This window comes from Catelliglobosispora koreensis DSM 44566 (genome assembly GCF_000379685.1).
Lineage (GTDB): Bacteria > Actinomycetota > Actinomycetes > Mycobacteriales > Micromonosporaceae > Catelliglobosispora > Catelliglobosispora koreensis.
Window position 1 is genome coordinate 314,863 of sequence record NZ_KB903249.1, and the last position, 17,566, is coordinate 332,428.

The window sequence follows — 17,566 nt, forward strand, 5'->3', positions numbered from 1 at the left end:
CGGGGTGGAAGGGATCAAATTGATCGAGCGTTTTACCACATCCTCATTTGAGGTGCCCAATCGGCAGTTCCAGCTATGGTCATTTAAGCAGACACACTGCCGATTGCTGCTTCAAAGTAATCCGTCGAGCGATCTGGGCTACGAGACAAGAATTGAAGTGCTGTTTCCCGGCGTGGATTTCGTCTCTGTCCCATCGAACTTCACCGGCCTTCATGTTCGTCGTGCCGATCGTCGAACCAGCAGCGCTGCGCTTGAAACCGCACAACTGGATGAACAACACGACGGACAAGTGTTTCTTCTCAGCCCCGGCAAAGACTGGTTCGTCATATCAGGCCCGCCTTCATTGGCTGAAACGCGCCTGCGATACAACGATCCTTCGGTCTTCACGCCGCAAGGCTTAGAACTTGAGGAAAGCGTCGTCTACTTCGATTTGGCCGACAAGCTTACGGGTGATGGCTGACCATTTCATTCGGATAGGACGGTAATCAGTGCAGACTTGTATATGGCAGAAAAGATAATGGACGACTCCAAAAAGGTGATGTGGTGGTCGTGGAGCGGGATCGCGGTGCTGGCCGCGATTGTCGCGGTGGTCTCGTGGTTCGCGTGGGAGGCTGATCCTGAGTCGGTGCCACGTGCGCGGGAGTATCGCGACTACGACATCTGTTTGCTGACAGGCGAAGCGGGGTTGACAGAAGACGAGGCGAAGGCGGCATGGACTGCGTTGCAAGAAGTGTCGCTTGAGGCCAAGGTGCGGCTGTCATACGTGGCGGTGACCGGGGAGCAGACGTCGGCTCAGGCGCAGAAGTTTGTCGCGACGCAGGTTCAGCAGAAGTGCGGAATTATTGTGGCCATTGGAGAACAGCAGGTTTCCGCGATCGGCGCGGTGAAGGACAAGTATCCAGCGGTGCAGTTTATCCCGGCTGGGAAGCAGGTTAACGGCAAGGTCCTCGCCGACAAAGTAAGGCCGATGATTCCGGCGAAATGAGCTCGCGTGGCTGTGAAAAGAGGCTTCTCAAAACTTCTCGCATATCTGGCCGATCATTGGCACTTCATCTGGGCCGATGGTACGCACAAGATTTCGGACTCGGGTTACGACCGCTCAGGACCCCATTCCTGGATTGTTGTCGAGTCAGACCGGCTTAGGCTGCGTTTTGTGAACGATCGAGAACTCATTCGGCTCGAGCTTCAGGGAATCTCTGAATCGGTGAGCAAGCGTTGGTTCCCGTTAGACTCGATTCAGCTGTTGCTCGGCGAAGAAACTTCTGGCGAGCGCATGTCTGGATACGAAGCAGACTTTGTCGAGCGGCGGCTGGCCGAGATTGAGTCGGTTCTTTCGGCGGAGTCGGTCCTAGAGACGGACCGGCGGGTGACGGCGCTCCGGCGAACTGCGAGACGCCGGAGTAGGAATCTGTCGCATTAATCGTGCGCGAGTGTTGACCCTCTCCTCGTAGAATTCGCGCCGCGGGGATCGGGGTAGTGAAGTGAAGACGAGGCTGCGGAAGCTTTCCACGACCGGGTGGACGTTCGTTTGGCGAGCTGAGATTCTTCACGTGCGGGGCGAGGCTGACTGTCACCGGTGTATCCGGGTGAAGGCTTGGGGCGCAGGAAAGACCAGCTTCGCCGTACAGGCAGATTTGTTGTCGAAGTCTTGGCCAGCCCCGTGGGGTGCGTGCGCGTCAGATGATGCCTACCCGGCGCCATCCGATATACAGGCCATCATCGATAGGGCGCTGGCCACGGGCTGGGACCCCGACATGATCGGCGGAACGTTTCTACTCACCGAGGCTGCGGGGTTGGAGTTAACAGGGTTCCTGCTGGCCGACCGGTTACGCGATCCAGCAGCGGCTGACCCCTCCGTGAGGGTCATCGAGTCGTACTGGCGCACTGCCATAGCTCGGGGCAGCAAGCGGCAAGCATCTATGGAATAAGGCTCCAAGATGTAAATGTCCGCTTCGGACCCCGGCTGTCCCACCAGTGCGGCAGACGGCCGCCGAAGGGGCGCTTGCGAGAATGTGAACGCTCGTTTTTAGACCTTGACCTTCGCGTGACCGCGTTGTACGTTTCCGGGCCTGTGCCCTAACCCCTGGGGTGCTGTTTCGGGGAGGCTTTGTGCGGTTGGCCCGTGTGCTGTCGGCGTCGTTTGCGGTTTCGTTGTTGTCCGGCTTGGTAACAGTGTTGCCGCCATTGCCTGCTTCGGCTGCTGCGGTTGATCCGTCGCCGATGGCGCTGGTGCCTTCGACGCCGGGCAAGGCGGCGTCACCGTTGCCTTCGCCAGCGTTGCCGCCGTGGCAGGGCTCGGTGCCGGTGTGGCCTTCGGCGGGTTCGGCCACGCTTGAGGTGGCTGGTTCAGTGTCGTCGTTTTCGGCTTTGTCGGATGAACCTGAGCCTGTGCTGGTGGGCGGATTGCCGTTGTCGATCACGGTTGACGCGACAGCCAATGACCCGGAGGGTTTGGTGCCGCAGGCGCTGCCGGGTGCGGGTGGGACCGTGGATGTGAGCGTGTTGTCGCAGTCGCAGACTTCGGCGCTTGGGGTCAGGGGCGTGGTGTTTACGGCCGCGCCGCAGGGGGATTTGGGGCCGTCGGTTCGCCTGGCCGCTGGTTATGGCAAGTTCGCGAACGCTTTCGGCGCTGATTTCGGGTCACGCCTTCGGGTGGTCCGGCTCCCAGCATGTGCGTTGACGACACCGTCGTTGAAGGAGTGTCAGCAGCAGACTCCGGTGCTGGGCAGCGTGAATGATGTTGTGGCGCGGTCGGTTGAGGTGTCTGTTGACATCCCGGTCGCGTCGCAGCCGTTGTCGGCGCCGGTCGCGGGGATGTCGGCGCAGCAGGCTGAACCGGCTGGGGCGACAGTGTTCGCTTTGACGGCTGGTGCGTCGTCGGAGTCTGGTGACTTCACAAAGACGAAGATGAACGAAGCGGTGCAGTGGTCCGCTGGCGGGAACTCGGGCGGTTTCTCTACGAACGTGTCGGTGCGGGTGCCGCCGGCGCCGGGCGGGCTGGCTCCGTCGGTGACTTTGGATTATTCGTCGCAGTCGGTGGACGGCCTGGGTTCGGGGACGAACAACCAGTCCTCTGAGGTTGGTGATGGCTGGTCGATCGGCGGTGTCTCATACATCGAGCGGTCCTACCGTCCATGCAAGCATGACAGCGTTTCGGGCAACGAGGGTGATCTTTGCTTTGTGAACTGGGCTCCGGTCAATGTCGTGCTCAACGGGCAGTCGACTCAGATCGTCGAGGTTGACGGCGGTAACGGCGCGCTAAAGGCCGCTGATGATTCGCTGGGATGGCGGGTGGAGCGCCTGTATGGCGCACCGAACGGGGCATGGGTCGGCGAGCATTACCGGATCACCACGATGGACGGCACCCAGTACCTGTTCGGATCCCAGCCACGCGGCACCGGGCCGGCGCCCGCGCTCGGTGGCGGCGCGGCGCTGGTGCCGGTGTACTCCAACGATTCAACCGAACCGTGTTATCACCGGCTTGGTTCCGGGTTCGCCAATTCGTGGTGTGTCATGGGGTACCGGTGGAACCTGGATCTGGTGACGGACCGGTTCGGCAACGAGATCAAGTACATGTGGGAGCTGTACACCAACGTGTACGGCGCTAACAACAACACCGTGACGCTTGGCTATGACATGACGTCGGTGTTGCGGGAAATCCGCTATGGCAGCAACAACCGGCCGCCTGCGGCGTACCTGCCGTACTCGGCAAAGGTCGTCTACACCTATGACTGGCGCTGCTACGCCACCAACTGCACCACCGACACCACAACGGCGAACTGGCCCGACACCCCTTGGGATCAGGCATGTGCCTCCAATGCGACGACCTGCCCCGGGCGGACATCGCCCACGTTCTGGTCTGTCTACCGGCTGACCGGGATCGAATCCTTCATCCAGGACTCAATCTCCACTTGGTCTACAACAGACAAAGTCTCCCTGCGGCATTTGTTCCCCTCGACCGGAAACTTCGTGCTGCCGGCCGGCGATGACACCGCACCGGCGTTGTGGCTGACCCACGTACTGCGCCCCAACTCCCCGGGCGAGGGCCTGGACGGGTATGAGCAGTCCCTCGTTGTCAATGGCACGCAGCTGAAGAACGCGGTGGTGTGGGGTAACGATGTTGGCCGCCCGCCTATGACGCGCTGGCGTATCGACGCGTTCTCCGGCCCGGCCGGTGACTACACCAAGGTCACATACTCCTTTGAGGACTGTGCCCGGGTCAACGCGAACATGACCTATGCCGACCACAACATCAAACGGTGCTATCCGCGGTGGGAAGGCAGCGAATTCCGCTGGTACCACAAGTATGTGGTGACCGAAGTCGAGCAGGTCGACCGCGTGGCGGGCGCTCCTAGCGTTGTCACTCGCTACCAGTATTCCAACGACGCCGCTTCCCGCGCTGACGGGCAGCCCGGCGGCGACTACGAAAAGGCCTTGTGGCGCTTCGATGACAACTGGCAAACGCCGCTAACGCAACGCACACACAACCAGTGGCGCGGCTACACCAACGTGCGCACCATAGTCGGTGCCCGTGACAACACCGGTAACCAGCAAGTCACCGACGCTGTCTTCTACCGTGGCATGGACCGCGACCGGGCGCTGGGCAACTGGTACACCCGCGACGTGGGAATCCAGGATGGCTGGTCAGGAACCATCGACGACCACGAAGCAATGGCAGGCAAACCACGCCTCGTGCTGCGCAAGGACGGACAGTCCGGCACCTGGGTGCGCATGTCACGGCACTCCTACGAAATCCTCGACAAGGGCGCGCAAACGTTTGGCCCGAACACACTCATGGTGTGGCGGGTCCTGGAAAACTTCACCAACACCGGCACTCACCATCCCAACGGCAGCGAGTCCAATCAGGACTATGTGCGCTTCGCCGACACCGCAACAGAGTGGGACGCCACCTACCCGATCCCGGTGAAGGTCACTAACTACGGCGAAAACGGCGGCACCCATCCGTCCGGCGTGGACGACAACGTCTGCACCGAAAACACCTATGCCCACGACACCAACAAATGGATCATCGGGCTGCCAGTGCAGGTATTGACAACCGACTGTGCCGGAACCGGTGTCGCCAACATCCTCGCCGGTAACCGCAGCTTCTACGACGGGCAGACTACCAACGGCCAGCTCGGGGTAGGTGCGGAGTCGCTGGGCAGGGTCACTAAAACCGAGGCCATCAAAGACGCCGACGCATCCAACAACTGGATCATGACCTCGACGATTGATAAGGCTAACTACGACAGGCACGGCCGCGTCCGTGAAGTCGCCGACGCCAAGAGTCACAAGACCAAAACCATCTATACGCCTGCCACGGGTGGGCCGGTCACCAACGTCGAAGTCAAAAACCACCTGGACCACGCGACGGTGTCTACTTTGGATGTCCGTTTCGGTTCTCCGAAGCATGTTTCCGATGTCAATGGTGTAGTGACGCAGGCTCAGTATGATGTTCAGGGCCGTCTTTTGAAGGTGTGGAAGGAAAACCGGGGTACGGGGAAGGTTCCTGACGCCCAGTATGAGTATGTGCTGCGGCTTAACCAGCCCTCATACATCAAAACCACGTTGCTATCGCCGGATACGAGCAACAGCAACGGCACCATCCTGCCGCCGACATTCGAGTTGTTTGATGGTTTGTTGCGGCCGCGGCGTACCGAGTCGCCATCACCGCAGGGCGCTAACGACCGCATGGTTGTTGACACCTGGTACAACACCACCGGCGGCGTGGCCGAAACGCTGACGTTCGGTATGGCAGGGGATCCGAACGCCAATTTGGATGGCTACAACAAGGACAACGCCGCGCAGCGCACCAAGTACACCTACAACAATTTGGGTGAGCAGACCAGTATCGTGCCGTGGTCTTACGGTGCGGCGATGGGCACGTCCTGGAACACGGTCATGGATCCGCAAGGCCACCGCACCATTACCACTACCGTTCCGCAGGGCGCGACCAAGACGATCACCTACACCAATGCCCAGGGCAAGGTTTCTGAACTGCGCCAGGAAAAGTCGGCCGGGGTGTGGCTGGCGACCAAATACGACTACTACCGCACGGGCCTGTTGAAGAAGGTCACCGACCCCGGTGCCGGCAGCGGCGCGCCGGTCAATAGCTGGGAATATGTTTACGACAAACTCGGCCGCAAAATTCAGGCGATCGACCCGGACGCCGGAACATCAACCACCGTATACAACAATGACGGCACGGTTGCGTCCACGACCGACGGCCAGGGCCGCAAACTCATCCACACTTACGACGACCTCAAACGTAAGCTCGCCACGCACCACACCGACAGCGGGATTTCGGCAAACTTGTTGGCGACCTGGGCTTATGACACGGCATTGTTCGCCATCCCCAACGGCGCGGTCAAAGGCCAGCTTGCATCCACGACCCGCAAGGACGCCTCCGGTGACTACACCACCCAGGTCGTTCGTTACGACGTCGGTTACCGGGCAACGGAAACCACGTTCACCGCACCCGGTTTCGGGCCGAACAACACGCAGCTGACCTATACGGTCAAGAACGGTTACGCCGCCGCCGGTGCACCACTAACCACCGAGCTGCCACTTGTCGCTGATTTGGCCGCCGAAACACTAACGACCGGCTACAACACCGATGGCATGCCCGCCACCTTGAACACCAGCGGTTACGGCGGCACCCCTTTGGTCGCGTCGACCACTTTTGATGTTGATGGTGTGACGCTGCAACGGGTGCACGGTGGGCTGGGCAAGCAAGTGAAGGTGATCACCGACTTTTCCGCCGCGACCCGCCGCCTGTCCAAACTGTGGCTGCTCACCGAAAAACCAGCCACCCCCGGCGATTTCGCCTACCCGTATGACTTGATGCATCACTGGGACCCGGCCGGCAACCTGACCGGAATCGACGCCAACAAAAACGGCACCTCTGATGGCATGGAATGCTTCCGCTACGACCAGCTGCGCCGCCTAACCGAAGCATGGACCCAAAACTCCGGCGCCTGCACCACACCACAAAAAGCAGGCCCCACCGACGGCGCCTACTGGCGCAAGTGGACGGTCGACGACATCGGCAACCGCCAAACCGAACAAGACCTCAACGCTGGCGGCGGCGTTGCAACGACCTGGACTTACCAAAACGGGCCAGCCGGCGGAGTGAAACCTCACCAGGTCAAGCAAATCACCGCCACCGGCCAGCCCACCCGCACCTTCGGCTACGACAACGCAGGCAACACCACCACCCGCACCACCGAAACCGGCGTAACCCAAACCCTTGAATGGGACTTTGAGGGCCACCTCAAAACCGTCAAAGAAGGCACCACCACCGTCGCGTCCTACCTTTACAACACCGACGGCAGCCGCCTACTGGCTGTCAACGGCAACACCAAGACCCTGTATCTGCCTGATGGCACCGAACTCGAAAAAACCGGCACCAACAATCCCACTGGCCAGCGCTACCTCGGCGGTGTCGCCGTCCGCAACACCACCGGCCTCAAATGGACAATCAGCAACCACCAAGGCAGCAGCATCGCCCAAATCGACGCGGCCAACCTCGCCACCATCGACCGGCGCCGCCTCATGCCCTACGGACAGCCCCGCGGCACCCAGCCCGCATGGCTAGGTTCGAAAGGCTACGTCGGCGGAACCAAAGACACCCCAACCGGTTTAACCCACCTCGGCGCCCGAGAATACGACCCCACCACCGGTCGGTTCATCAGCGCCGACCCCATCATGGACCTAACCGATCCGCAGCAATGGCACCCCTACACCTACAGCAACAACAACCCCACCACCTGGTCCGACCCCACCGGATTACACCTTGACAACAATGATTCGGGTTGCACGGCATACAGTGAAGGATGTCAGTTCCACTACGGCAGTGGGGGCATCAAATTCTTCTGGGAAACGATCCAGGAAACAGGCTGTGATACAGGGCAGCAAACTCTATTGGATTGTGCCGAGAATATCCGCAAAGACCGGCCGTTCGAGAAACACGGCTCGATGGCCCAGTCGCTTATATTCTTCAGAACCATCTGTGCCGTCGACCCCGTCGGCTGCAAGGTACTAAACGATATAAAGCGCGAAGCGGGCGAGGCCGCAATGTGGGAGATGAGCGGCCTGGGCGACGCCGAACGGTGCTTCACACAAGGAAGCGTAAGCGGATGCGCATGGACGGCCGTTAACGCTGCCGGGCTAGCCGCAGGCGCGATGAGATTCCGCGCGCTCTGGAAACTCAGGCACCTAGACAACATCGCCGGTATCGGCAATTTCCATGGGGTCACGCGCTTCTGTAACAGCTTCATCCCGGAAACCGAAGTACTGCTTAGCGACGGCACCAGCAAGAAGATCAAAGACATCGAAGAAGGAGATCTGGTTCTCGCAACAGATCCAGAAACCGGCGAAATAGCGGCTAAGCCTGTTACCGCACTCATCTCGGGTGAGGGAAACAAACACCTGGTGACCGTCACCGTCCATACCCGCGAGGGCAAGAAATCCATTGTCGCCACTGCCAACCATCCGTTCTGGGTGCATGATCTACGCCAATGGACCGATGCAGCAGAGCTGCGGCCAGGTATGAAGCTGCTTGCACCTAGCGGCGAAATGTTCGCAGTCAGCGGAGTAGACGCCTACCAGCAGTACCAGCGAGTCCACAACCTAACCGTTGCAGACCTTCATACCTACTATGTGTTTGCTGGCAACACCCCCGTCCTCGTGCATAACACTGGCGGGGGCGGACCGGGTGGTTGCGGTCCAGATCTTGGCGTGAGTTGGAGGGCTGCAGATGCTTCGAAAATCTGCGGCTCGTCCGGCTGCGAGATCGTTGCGAGAGATATACAGGGACAGATTGGCGGCGAGGTATTCGAGCTGTCCACAGGAACACCGTTCATGGGTAAATATCGTGGCCAGGACACCCTCTGGGGGAGCCATCAGGTCGTGATTAAAGATGGTCGAGTATTCGACGCATGGACGGGTAGATATGGTGAAACAGTGGCTGACTATCTCAGGCAATGGCAGTACGGCGACATGATCACGATGACGAAAGTCGGTTAGGGAACGGGCAGAACGTGGACTATCGTCAGCTTTTCGCAAGTGTCCAGGAACGCACTGGACTGTACCTATTGGATCCCTCGTATCTATCGGTTGTGGCATTCATTGAAGGGTGCAACGCAGGAAATGATTGGGGGCTACTTGTCGGATTCAGGGAATGGCTGTTAATGCGGATCGGCAAGCGTTCGAACCTAGTGTGGCCCGCGCTCGTTGCGCAGATAGCGTTTCCTCATGAGGAGTCGCGGCCCCAACTCCAGGCTCATGACGAGCAGCAAGACTCCGAACTCAAGCAAGCGCTGTTTGAGCTGCTCGATCAATTCTTGATTGAACGCGAGCGTCCCCACGGTGTGAGTAAGATATTCGAGCAGTATTCAGAGTGGAATCAAATAAGAAAGCAGGAGCTTGAGGACACGGCTCGTCGAAGTCGAGATTCGTAGCACGGCTGATGTCGGGGGATCGCGGATCCTGAAAGCCGGTTTAGGATCGCCATTCACAGCAATTATGAATGGCTGGCCAATCCAGGTTCGCCTTATAACACCGGCGAAGCCACCGGTTCGGGCCAACGGCAGAAACTGTCCATGCCAGAGCATGGGAACAACTCAGGCGATGTCTTGCCACAGGCACCTTAGATACATGCCTGGGCATATATGAGCTCCATGGTGTAATGATTCTGGTTCCTTGGGCGGCGGATTGGCTGGGGCAGCGGGAGAAGATGTGACCCCCGCTGCCAGTTCACGGGACCTTGGTGATTAGGGGAGGGCGTTCAGGAAGGGCTCGTGGGCGTTCATGAATTCCCAGTTGTAGTAACGGTCCCAGTTGATGGACCAGGTCATGAGGCCGCGGAAGTTGGGCGAGGCTCCTCCGCGCAAGGTGTAGCCGCCGCAGTTGGTGCCGCGGGCGAGGCAGTTGATGGCTTGCTGGATGCCGGCGGGGCCGACGTGACCGTTGCCGGCGCTGACCGCTGCGGGGGCGCCGAAGGCTATTTGGTCTTCACGCAACGGGGGGAACGTGATTCCTGTGTTGGCGACGGGGAAGCCGGCTTTGAGCATGTCGGTCATCGCGATGTGGAAGTCTGCGCCGCCCATGGTGTGGTAGACGTTGTCCAGACCCATGATCGGGCCCGAGTTGTAGTCCTGCACGTGCAGCACGGTGATGTCGTTACGCATGGCGTAGATGACGGGAAGGTAAGAGCCAGCCCGGTTGTCACAGCCAGCGCACGTGCCGCCGTAGAACTGGTATCCAAGTTGGACGAAGAAGGTTTCCGGCGCCATCGTCAGGACGAAACCGCTGCCGTAGCGGGTTTTTAGTGAACGCAAAGCCGAGATCAGGTTGACGATCACCGGTGTCGTGGGATTGCGGAAGTCACTGTCGCCTGAGTTGAAGTAAAGCGAGTGGCCCTCGAAGTCGATGTCGAGACCGTTCAGACCGTAGCGGTCGATGATGGCGGCGACGGAGCTGACGAACTTGTCACGGGCAGCCGTGGTGGTCAGCTGTACCTGTCCATTTTGGCCACCTATCGACAGCAGCACCTTCTTGCCAGCGGCCTGCTTGGCCTGGATCGCGGAGATGAACTGGGCTTCGGTTTCGACACCCGGGCATTCCGCGACGGGGCAGAGCGTGAAGCGGATGTCGCCACTGGTCACCGAGGTAGGTTCGCCGAACGCGAGGTTGATGATGTCCCATGCCGCGGGGACGTCAGCCATGCGCATGTAACCGGAACCGTTGGCGAAAGAGGCGTGCAGATAGCCGATGAGAGCGTGCTTGGGCAGACCGGGGTTGGTGCAGCCGGTCGTGATGCCGGACACCCCAGCGGACTTAGCGGATTCGCCGTTGGCGTTGTAGGCGGCGACGGTGTAGGTGTGTGACGAACAAACAGCCAAGCCGGTCAAGGAAGCGCTAGTCGAGGTAACCGTCGCGCGAAGGACAGTGCCTTCGTAAACGCGGTAACCGGTCGCGCCGACAGAAGCGTTCCAGCCCAACGAGATTGACGTGTTGGTGACGCCGGTGACGTTCAGGCCAGAGGGCACTGGCGGCACCGAGACGCAGCCGGTGGTGGTCGCTGAGACGGGCGCGGAGGCGGCGGACTCACCGACGGAGTTGTATGCCTTGACGGTGTACGTGTGCGCGGAACAGACAGCCAGACCGGAGATCGTGGCCGAGGTCCCAGACACCTGAGCCCGCTGAACCGTGCCTTCGTAAACGCGGTATCCCGTAACCGTGCCGGACGAGGCGCCCCAGGACAGGGCGATCGACGTGTTGGTGATGGTGCCAGCGCTCGGAGTGCCTGGAGCCCCCGGGACACCAACGCCGCCCGGTCCGTCCAGGGAGATTTCGTCGGCGTAGTACGTGCCCTGGCCGTACCAGCCATGGGTAAAGACCTCGACTGAAGTCTGAGCCGCACCGGTGGTGAAGTTAACGGTGAGCTTGGTATACGCGGCCGCGGACGGAGTCCACGTCGACGCCCCGCCGGTCACTCCCAGGTAGACGTAGTTCCCGCGCACCCAGCCTGTCAGAGAGTAGGCCGTGTTCGCTTGCACAGCAACGGTTTGCGTGCACTTGGCGTTGTCCGATGCCGAAGCGGCCGCCTGGAGGGCCTTCGTTCCGGCTTGCACCGGAGTGGACACGACGGACCCTAGGTTGCCGGTGCAGGACCAGGGTGACAAAGAGCCTGTCTCAAACCCGGGGTTGGACAGGAGGTTAGCGGCCTGGGCCGCCGAAGGTGCGATCAGCAGACCGGCGCCTGCTAAGAGCAGCACAGCCAATAATGATCGAAACTTATTCATGCGTTTATTATTAAGAAACTTTACTTCTAGTGTCCATAGTGGTTAATCTGCAGTTAAGATGCACTCAGCCCTCGGTCATTTTGACCTCATAGGACAGCGCCGCGTACAGTGAGCTGCGTCGTACCGGGCATGCAGCCAGAGAAAGTGTGCGGATAGTGAAGCGGTCGTTCAAATTCCGACTTCGACCCACTGTGAAACAGGTACAGGCGTTATCTGCATGCCTAGCCAATCATCGGGAGCTGTACAACGCCGCACTACAAGAACGTCGTGAAGCCTGGCGACGGTCTGCGGTCACGGTCTCCTATGGGATGCAATCAAAACAGCTGAAAGACATCCGCAGGGTGCGAGACGACCACGCCCGTTGGTCATTCTCTTCTCAACAAGCTACGTTGCGGCGGTTGAATCTCGCTATGGAGGCGTTCTTTCGGCGGGTGAAGGCTGGCCAAACTCCCGGGTACCCACGGTACAAAGGCGAGCGTTGGTTCGACACCGTCGTGTGGCCATCCGACCGCGACGGATGTCGCTGGGACAGCACTCCCGACGCCGGGCACATCCGACTCTATTTGCAAGGGATCGGCCATATTCGGGTGCATGCGCATCGCTGCATTGCTGGTCGCGTCAAGACGATCTCTGTCAAGCGAGAGGGCGACGCTTGGTACGTGATCCTTGCCTGCGACGAGGTGCCCACCAACGTGCTGCCGCCGACCGGCCGCGTGACAGGCATTGACCTTGGAGTTTCTGAGTTCGCTGCGCTCGCTGACGGAACCTTGATCCGCAACCCTGCTTGGTGGCGGCAAACAGAGGAAAGGCTCACCAAGGCCGCTCGGCGACATTCCCTGCGGTACCCGCCTGGCTGTACCCGGTCGAAGCGTAAGGTTCGGTCGTCGCAGAACTTGGCGAAGATTCATCGAGGGAATGCAAGAAAGAGGCTGGATTTCCATCACAAGCTTGCCCTAAACCTTGTGCGCGAGAACGACATCCTTGTGCACGAAGCACTAAACATCGCGGGAATGGTTCGTGCACCTAGGCCCAAGCCCAATCCTGATCGACCTGGGGAGTTCCTGGCCAATCGGGCTGCAGCCAAGGCTGCACTGAACAAACGCATCCTGGACGCAGGCTGGGCGCAGTTCCTTACGATTCTCACCGCCAAAGCTGAAAATGCTGGACGGCTGACAGTCGTAGTGAATGCCCGCAACAGTTCCCGTACTTGCTACCAATGCGGACAGGTGGACGCTGCGTCGCGTGCGGGCATCACCTTCCGGTGCACCACATGCGGACACGAGGACCATGCTGACGTCAATGCGGCACGCAACCTCTTACGGGCCGGGCTGGTCCTCATCCAAGCTGAATGACGCGGGATGGAAGCCCCTGAGTTTGGTGGGGGAGGAGTCACTAAGCTGCGTGCATGCGTTTCTTACGCCTAATGACGGCCTTAACGCTTGTCCTGGCTGGGTGCGGCGCCGCACCGGTGGAGACAAAATCGGATGAGGTCAAGACCAGCACGGTCAAGCTGAATCTTGAGACGCTGATCTACGAACCGGCGAAAGCGGGGAAGTACCCGCTGGTCATGTTCGTTCACGGCTACACCGGGCACCCGCAGGACCATGACCGGCTCTTCCGTGCTTGGGTTAAGGCTGGGTTCGTCGTGGTCGCGCCCGTGATGCCCGAGACAGCGCGGGGTTCTCAGCCGCTCAATGTCAACGACTTGAAGAATCAGCCGGGGTACGTGTCAAAGACGCTCACCGACGCCTTAGCGAAACTGGGTGACAAGGTCGACAAGGACCGCATCGCCGCGGCGGGGTTCTCCCTCGGGGGCATGACGGTGGTGGGCCTGTTCACGAAACACCGCGACGAACGGCTCAAGGCCGGGATCGTGATGGCGGGGACGGACCGCGACTTTGGGCATGAGTACAGCGGCCCGCCCGCGAACATCTTCTTCATTCACGGCCGGGCCGATGCGACGATCAGCTGGGCCCAGGGCATGCAAGCCTATGAACCGCTCAAGTGGCCAAAAGTGTTGCTGGACTTGCCAGGTGGCAACCATCTCACGCCTTACCGTGGCGAGGAGCACCCGCATTATCACGCCGTTGAGAAGACCACGACGGACTATCTCAAGTGGACACTCAATAAAGACGAGACGGCTAAAGCACGGCTCGCAGCAACAGAAGGCGTCACCATCACCGCATCAGGTGGCTAACTCCATCAAAAGCGGGGTCGAGGTGGGGGGCAACCGTGGCACGGCCTTCGGGCCAGGAGCGCAGTTGCTCCTCGATCTGGGCCTGGGCGTTGGTTTGCGAGTCGACGTAGAAATGCAGGACGCGTTGACGGCCGGACGTCTCGTGGGCGACCAGAGCGCCGTTCGCACCGATTTCCACCGCTAAACCGTCTTCGAAGGAGCGCAAGGCGTCCAGAGAGGACTCAACTGGGAATTGCCCGTCGTTGTAACGGGTGTAGGGCAAGGTGACCGGGATATGCAGGTCGAAGCGGGGCCACCGGGCTGAGCGCAGCGGCATCGCGACGGTTGCTAAAAGCGGTATGCCGTCAGGCTTTTCACCGCTCATGATGACCCACTGGTCGTCGGCCTTTATCGCCTCAACCGCGTGAAACAAGTCTGAAGGAGTCTTGGGATTCACGAGCGGCGCCGAGGTCCAGCTAACAGAACCGACCCAGATCTCAACGCCATCTTCACCGAGCGTCCAGTCCAGACTGAGGAAGGTGATCTGGCCCAAGGCGTCGTCGGGCAGCGAGGCGAAGGCTGGGTGATAGCAGACGATGTCGACCTGGGAGATCTCCTGGTCGACGGTGATGCCGTAGCGCAGCTGGTCAAGTTCAAGCTTCTGGTCGTTGATAACCATGGTTGACGTGAACACCTGCAAGTCGGCGACGCGGCGAGCCGCGTATTCCCACGTGGCGTCAGGGGAAGGGGCCGCGGCCAGCCATCGTGCCGCCACGGCGCGCAGCGTTGGTTTCCCGCCTGGGGAAACGACCAGGGCGTGGGCTGATCCTTGGCCGGGCGTGAGTTCCCATTGCAGGTCTTCATGGATGGCGTTGACATGGTTGTTGAACGCTTCGGTGTAAACACTTACCCCACCAGCGGAGATGGCACCTGCCACGTCAGCGCGCACACTTTCCCACCACTGCCAGAAAGCCGCAATTGCTTCTGTTTCCGGCGGCTTTTTCTTCTTGAACCAGCGCATAGCCGGGCAGTATAACCACGTCACGTTTATATCTATACATAGAAATAAGGCGGCGTTAACCTCGTGGGCAACCCCCAACCGGAGGAGGCACCCCCGTGAGGAAACTTCACCGGGCTCTGGCAGCTAGCGCTGCTGGGCTCCTGACCTTCACCGCGATCGTCGCGGTGTCGAGCGCGACTGCCCACGGGCAGGAAGTGCTCACATTGCCAGGCGAGGCCGAACAGGTCCGTGCTGGCAATGGTTTCTTCCAAGTTAGTACCGACAATGGCCGCACGTGGAGCCGTCAGCTTCCGCAGGCCACGCAAATCCAGCTCCGCAACCGCTCGTTCGATCCGCTGCAGACCGTCGGCATGGCCGCCACCGGGGCCAAAGAGGCGTATCTGCTTCAGTTCAAGAACGCCCCGCTGGACAGTCAGCGCAGGGAACTGCGGCGTCTGGGCGTGAACCTCGGGGCGTACATCCCGGATCACACCTACGTCGCACGGTTCAGTCCGTCCACTTTGGACAAAGTCAAGGCGCTGCCGTTCATTCGCTGGGTCGGTGGCTACGAGGCGGCTGACAAGGTCGCTCCAGGACTGGCGCCCGGCCGGGTGCGCATCAGTCTCGTGAACCGTGATCTGGCCGACCAAGGCGGTCTCATCAACAAGATTGAGGCCATTGGCGGCTCGGTCCACCTCGCCTCAGCGAGCAAAGGACTCATCGAGGCGACGCTAAACGCCAGTCAGCTCAACGCGATCGCCGACGATGGCTCTGTCCTCGCCATCGACGCCTGGTCCGCACCGGAAACGGATATGGACCTCGCTCGCCAGGACGGCGGAGCGACCACGATTGAAACCGCGCGCGGCTATGCCGGCCAAGGCGTACGCGGTGAAGTCATGGACGGCGGCTTGCGGGTAACGCACCAGGAGTTCGCGGCCCGCCCACCGATCGTGCACGGCGCCAACAGCACTGACACCAGCCACGGCACCTCGACCTATGGGCAGATTTTCGCGCAGGGAGTGTCCGCCCAGCACAAGGGTCTCCTGTCGCAGGGACAGGGCATGATCGCGGCCTACAGTGCCGTGACCGACCGCTATGCGCACACCGCGCAGCTGGTGAACCCAAGCCTCAACTACCGCGCGGTTTTCCAGTCCAACAGCTGGGGCGACGCGCTAACCACTAGCTACACCACTATTTCCGCCTCGATGGACGACATCGTCTTCGACCACGACCTCCTTATCTGCCAGTCGCAGAGCAACGCGGGCACGCGCAGTTCACGGCCGCAGGCGTGGTCCAAGAACGTCGTATCCGTTGGCGGGCAACGGCATTACAACACTCTCGCGCGCACCGATGACGCCTGGGCCAACAGTGCCAGCATCGGCCCCGCCGCGGATGGGCGCCTCAAGCCCGATCTTTCCAACTACTACGACAACATCAACACCACTTCGAGCACCAGCAACACCTCATACACCGCATCATTCGGGGGTACTAGTGGAGCCACGCCCATAACGTGTGGCAACTTTGGGCTCTTGTTCCAGATGTGGGCCGACGGCGTCTTCGCCGGCGGGCCGGGCCTCGGACGCGATGTGTTCAACTCGCGCCCACACGCGGCCACGGCTAAGGCACTGATGATCAATCAGGCCAACCAGTACACGTTCAGTGGCACCGGGCACGACCTGACCCGCGTGCACCAGGGCTGGGGAACGGCGAGCGTGGGCAACCTCTACAGCCAGGCACAGGCCAACGGCTGGGGCTTGCCGATCCTCGTCAACGAGACCGATCTGCTGACGGTCGGCCAGAAGAAGACCTACACCCTCACGACGGATGGCACGCAGCCGCTCAAGGCGACCCTGGTCTGGACTGACCCGGCCGGTTCGCCGAGCGCGTCCAAGGCTCAGGTCAACGACCTGACGCTGCGGGTCGTCGCGCCCAACGGCACGGTCTACTGGGGCAACAACGGCCTGAACGCGGGCAACTGGTCGACCTCGGGTGGCGTGGCCAACACCGTTGACACGGTGGAGAACGTGTTCGTTCAGAACCCGGCCGCGGGCACGTGGACGATCGAGGTTTCGGCCGACACCATCGGTTCCGACGGCCACGTCGAGACGACAGCGTCCGATGTGGACTACGGTCTCGTGGTCACGGCTAAGACGGGCACCCCGCCAACGGGAACGCCGACGCCCACGCCGACGACCGCGTCACCTACGCCGTCGCCGACGCCTAAGAAGTTCACCAACGACACGGACTTCCCGATCAACGACAACACCACGATCGAAAGCCCGATCACGGTGACGGGTGTCCCGGGCAACGCTCCGGCGACACTGAAGGTCGACGTGAACATCACCCACACCTACCGCGGTGACCTGGTCGTCTCGCTGATAGCCCCGGATGGCACCGCCTATGTGCTGAGCAACCGGGCCGGCGGCAGTGCTGACAACCTGATCGCCACCTTTACCGTCAACGCCTCAAGCGAAGTGGCTAACGGGACGTGGAAGTTGCGCGTTCAAGACGCCGCGAACGCTGACATCGGTACTCTCAACACCTGGTCCTTGACCTTCTAACGCACATCCCGGTGCCCCGTCA

General features: G+C 60.7%; 9 protein-coding genes. 7 read left to right on the forward strand and 2 right to left on the reverse strand.

The window, feature by feature from the left end:
• Positions 1-4: 4 nt before the first annotated feature.
• From A3E1_RS38320 to A3E1_RS38330, 4 genes are all read left to right on the forward strand, one after another.
• Positions 5-460: a hypothetical protein gene (locus A3E1_RS38320; protein ID WP_040390311.1), complete on the forward strand. Its 456-nt coding sequence runs from the start codon at positions 5-7 to the stop codon at positions 458-460.
• Between the two features lie 42 nt (positions 461-502).
• Positions 503-985, forward strand: a complete 483-nt coding sequence (locus tag A3E1_RS38325; protein WP_157631247.1) for a type 1 periplasmic-binding domain-containing protein — start codon at positions 503-505, stop codon at positions 983-985.
• Positions 986-2,109: 1,124 nt separating this feature from the next.
• Positions 2,110-9,027, forward strand: coding sequence for a hint domain-containing protein (locus A3E1_RS0101560; RefSeq protein ID WP_020518988.1), 6,918 nt, complete (start codon positions 2,110-2,112; stop codon positions 9,025-9,027).
• 92 nt (positions 9,028-9,119) lie between these two features.
• Positions 9,120-9,461 (forward strand): hypothetical protein, encoded by a 342-nt coding sequence (locus A3E1_RS38330; protein ID WP_157631248.1) that lies wholly within the window; start codon positions 9,120-9,122, stop codon positions 9,459-9,461.
• A gap of 312 nt (positions 9,462-9,773) precedes the next feature.
• Here the strand turns inward: A3E1_RS38330 and A3E1_RS49005 are convergent, their stop codons facing one another.
• The gene (locus tag A3E1_RS49005) at positions 9,774-11,807 is read right to left on the reverse strand and encodes a glycoside hydrolase family 18 protein (RefSeq protein ID WP_026207975.1); all 2,034 of its coding nucleotides are present in this window, start codon (positions 11,805-11,807) and stop codon (positions 9,774-9,776) included.
• Positions 11,808-11,962: 155 nt separating this feature from the next.
• Between A3E1_RS49005 and A3E1_RS0101575 the strand changes: the two genes are divergently transcribed.
• Positions 11,963-13,159: an RNA-guided endonuclease InsQ/TnpB family protein gene (locus A3E1_RS0101575; RefSeq protein ID WP_026207976.1), complete on the forward strand. Its 1,197-nt coding sequence runs from the start codon at positions 11,963-11,965 to the stop codon at positions 13,157-13,159.
• Positions 13,160-13,212: 53 nt separating this feature from the next.
• Positions 13,213-14,004 (forward strand): alpha/beta hydrolase family protein, encoded by a 792-nt coding sequence (locus A3E1_RS38335; RefSeq protein ID WP_020518992.1) that lies wholly within the window; start codon positions 13,213-13,215, stop codon positions 14,002-14,004.
• On the opposite strand, the gene A3E1_RS44290 is transcribed toward A3E1_RS38335, so the two are convergent.
• Complete coding sequence (locus tag A3E1_RS44290) at positions 13,985-15,004, reverse strand: DUF695 domain-containing protein (RefSeq protein WP_020518993.1); 1,020 nt, start codon at positions 15,002-15,004, stop codon at positions 13,985-13,987. The two genes, A3E1_RS38335 and A3E1_RS44290, sit on opposite strands and share 20 nt — an antisense overlap.
• A gap of 95 nt (positions 15,005-15,099) precedes the next feature.
• On the opposite strand from A3E1_RS44290, the gene A3E1_RS48195 reads away from it, so the two are divergent.
• Positions 15,100-17,544: a proprotein convertase P-domain-containing protein gene (locus tag A3E1_RS48195; RefSeq protein ID WP_020518994.1), complete on the forward strand. Its 2,445-nt coding sequence runs from the start codon at positions 15,100-15,102 to the stop codon at positions 17,542-17,544.
• Positions 17,545-17,566 lie beyond the last annotated feature (22 nt).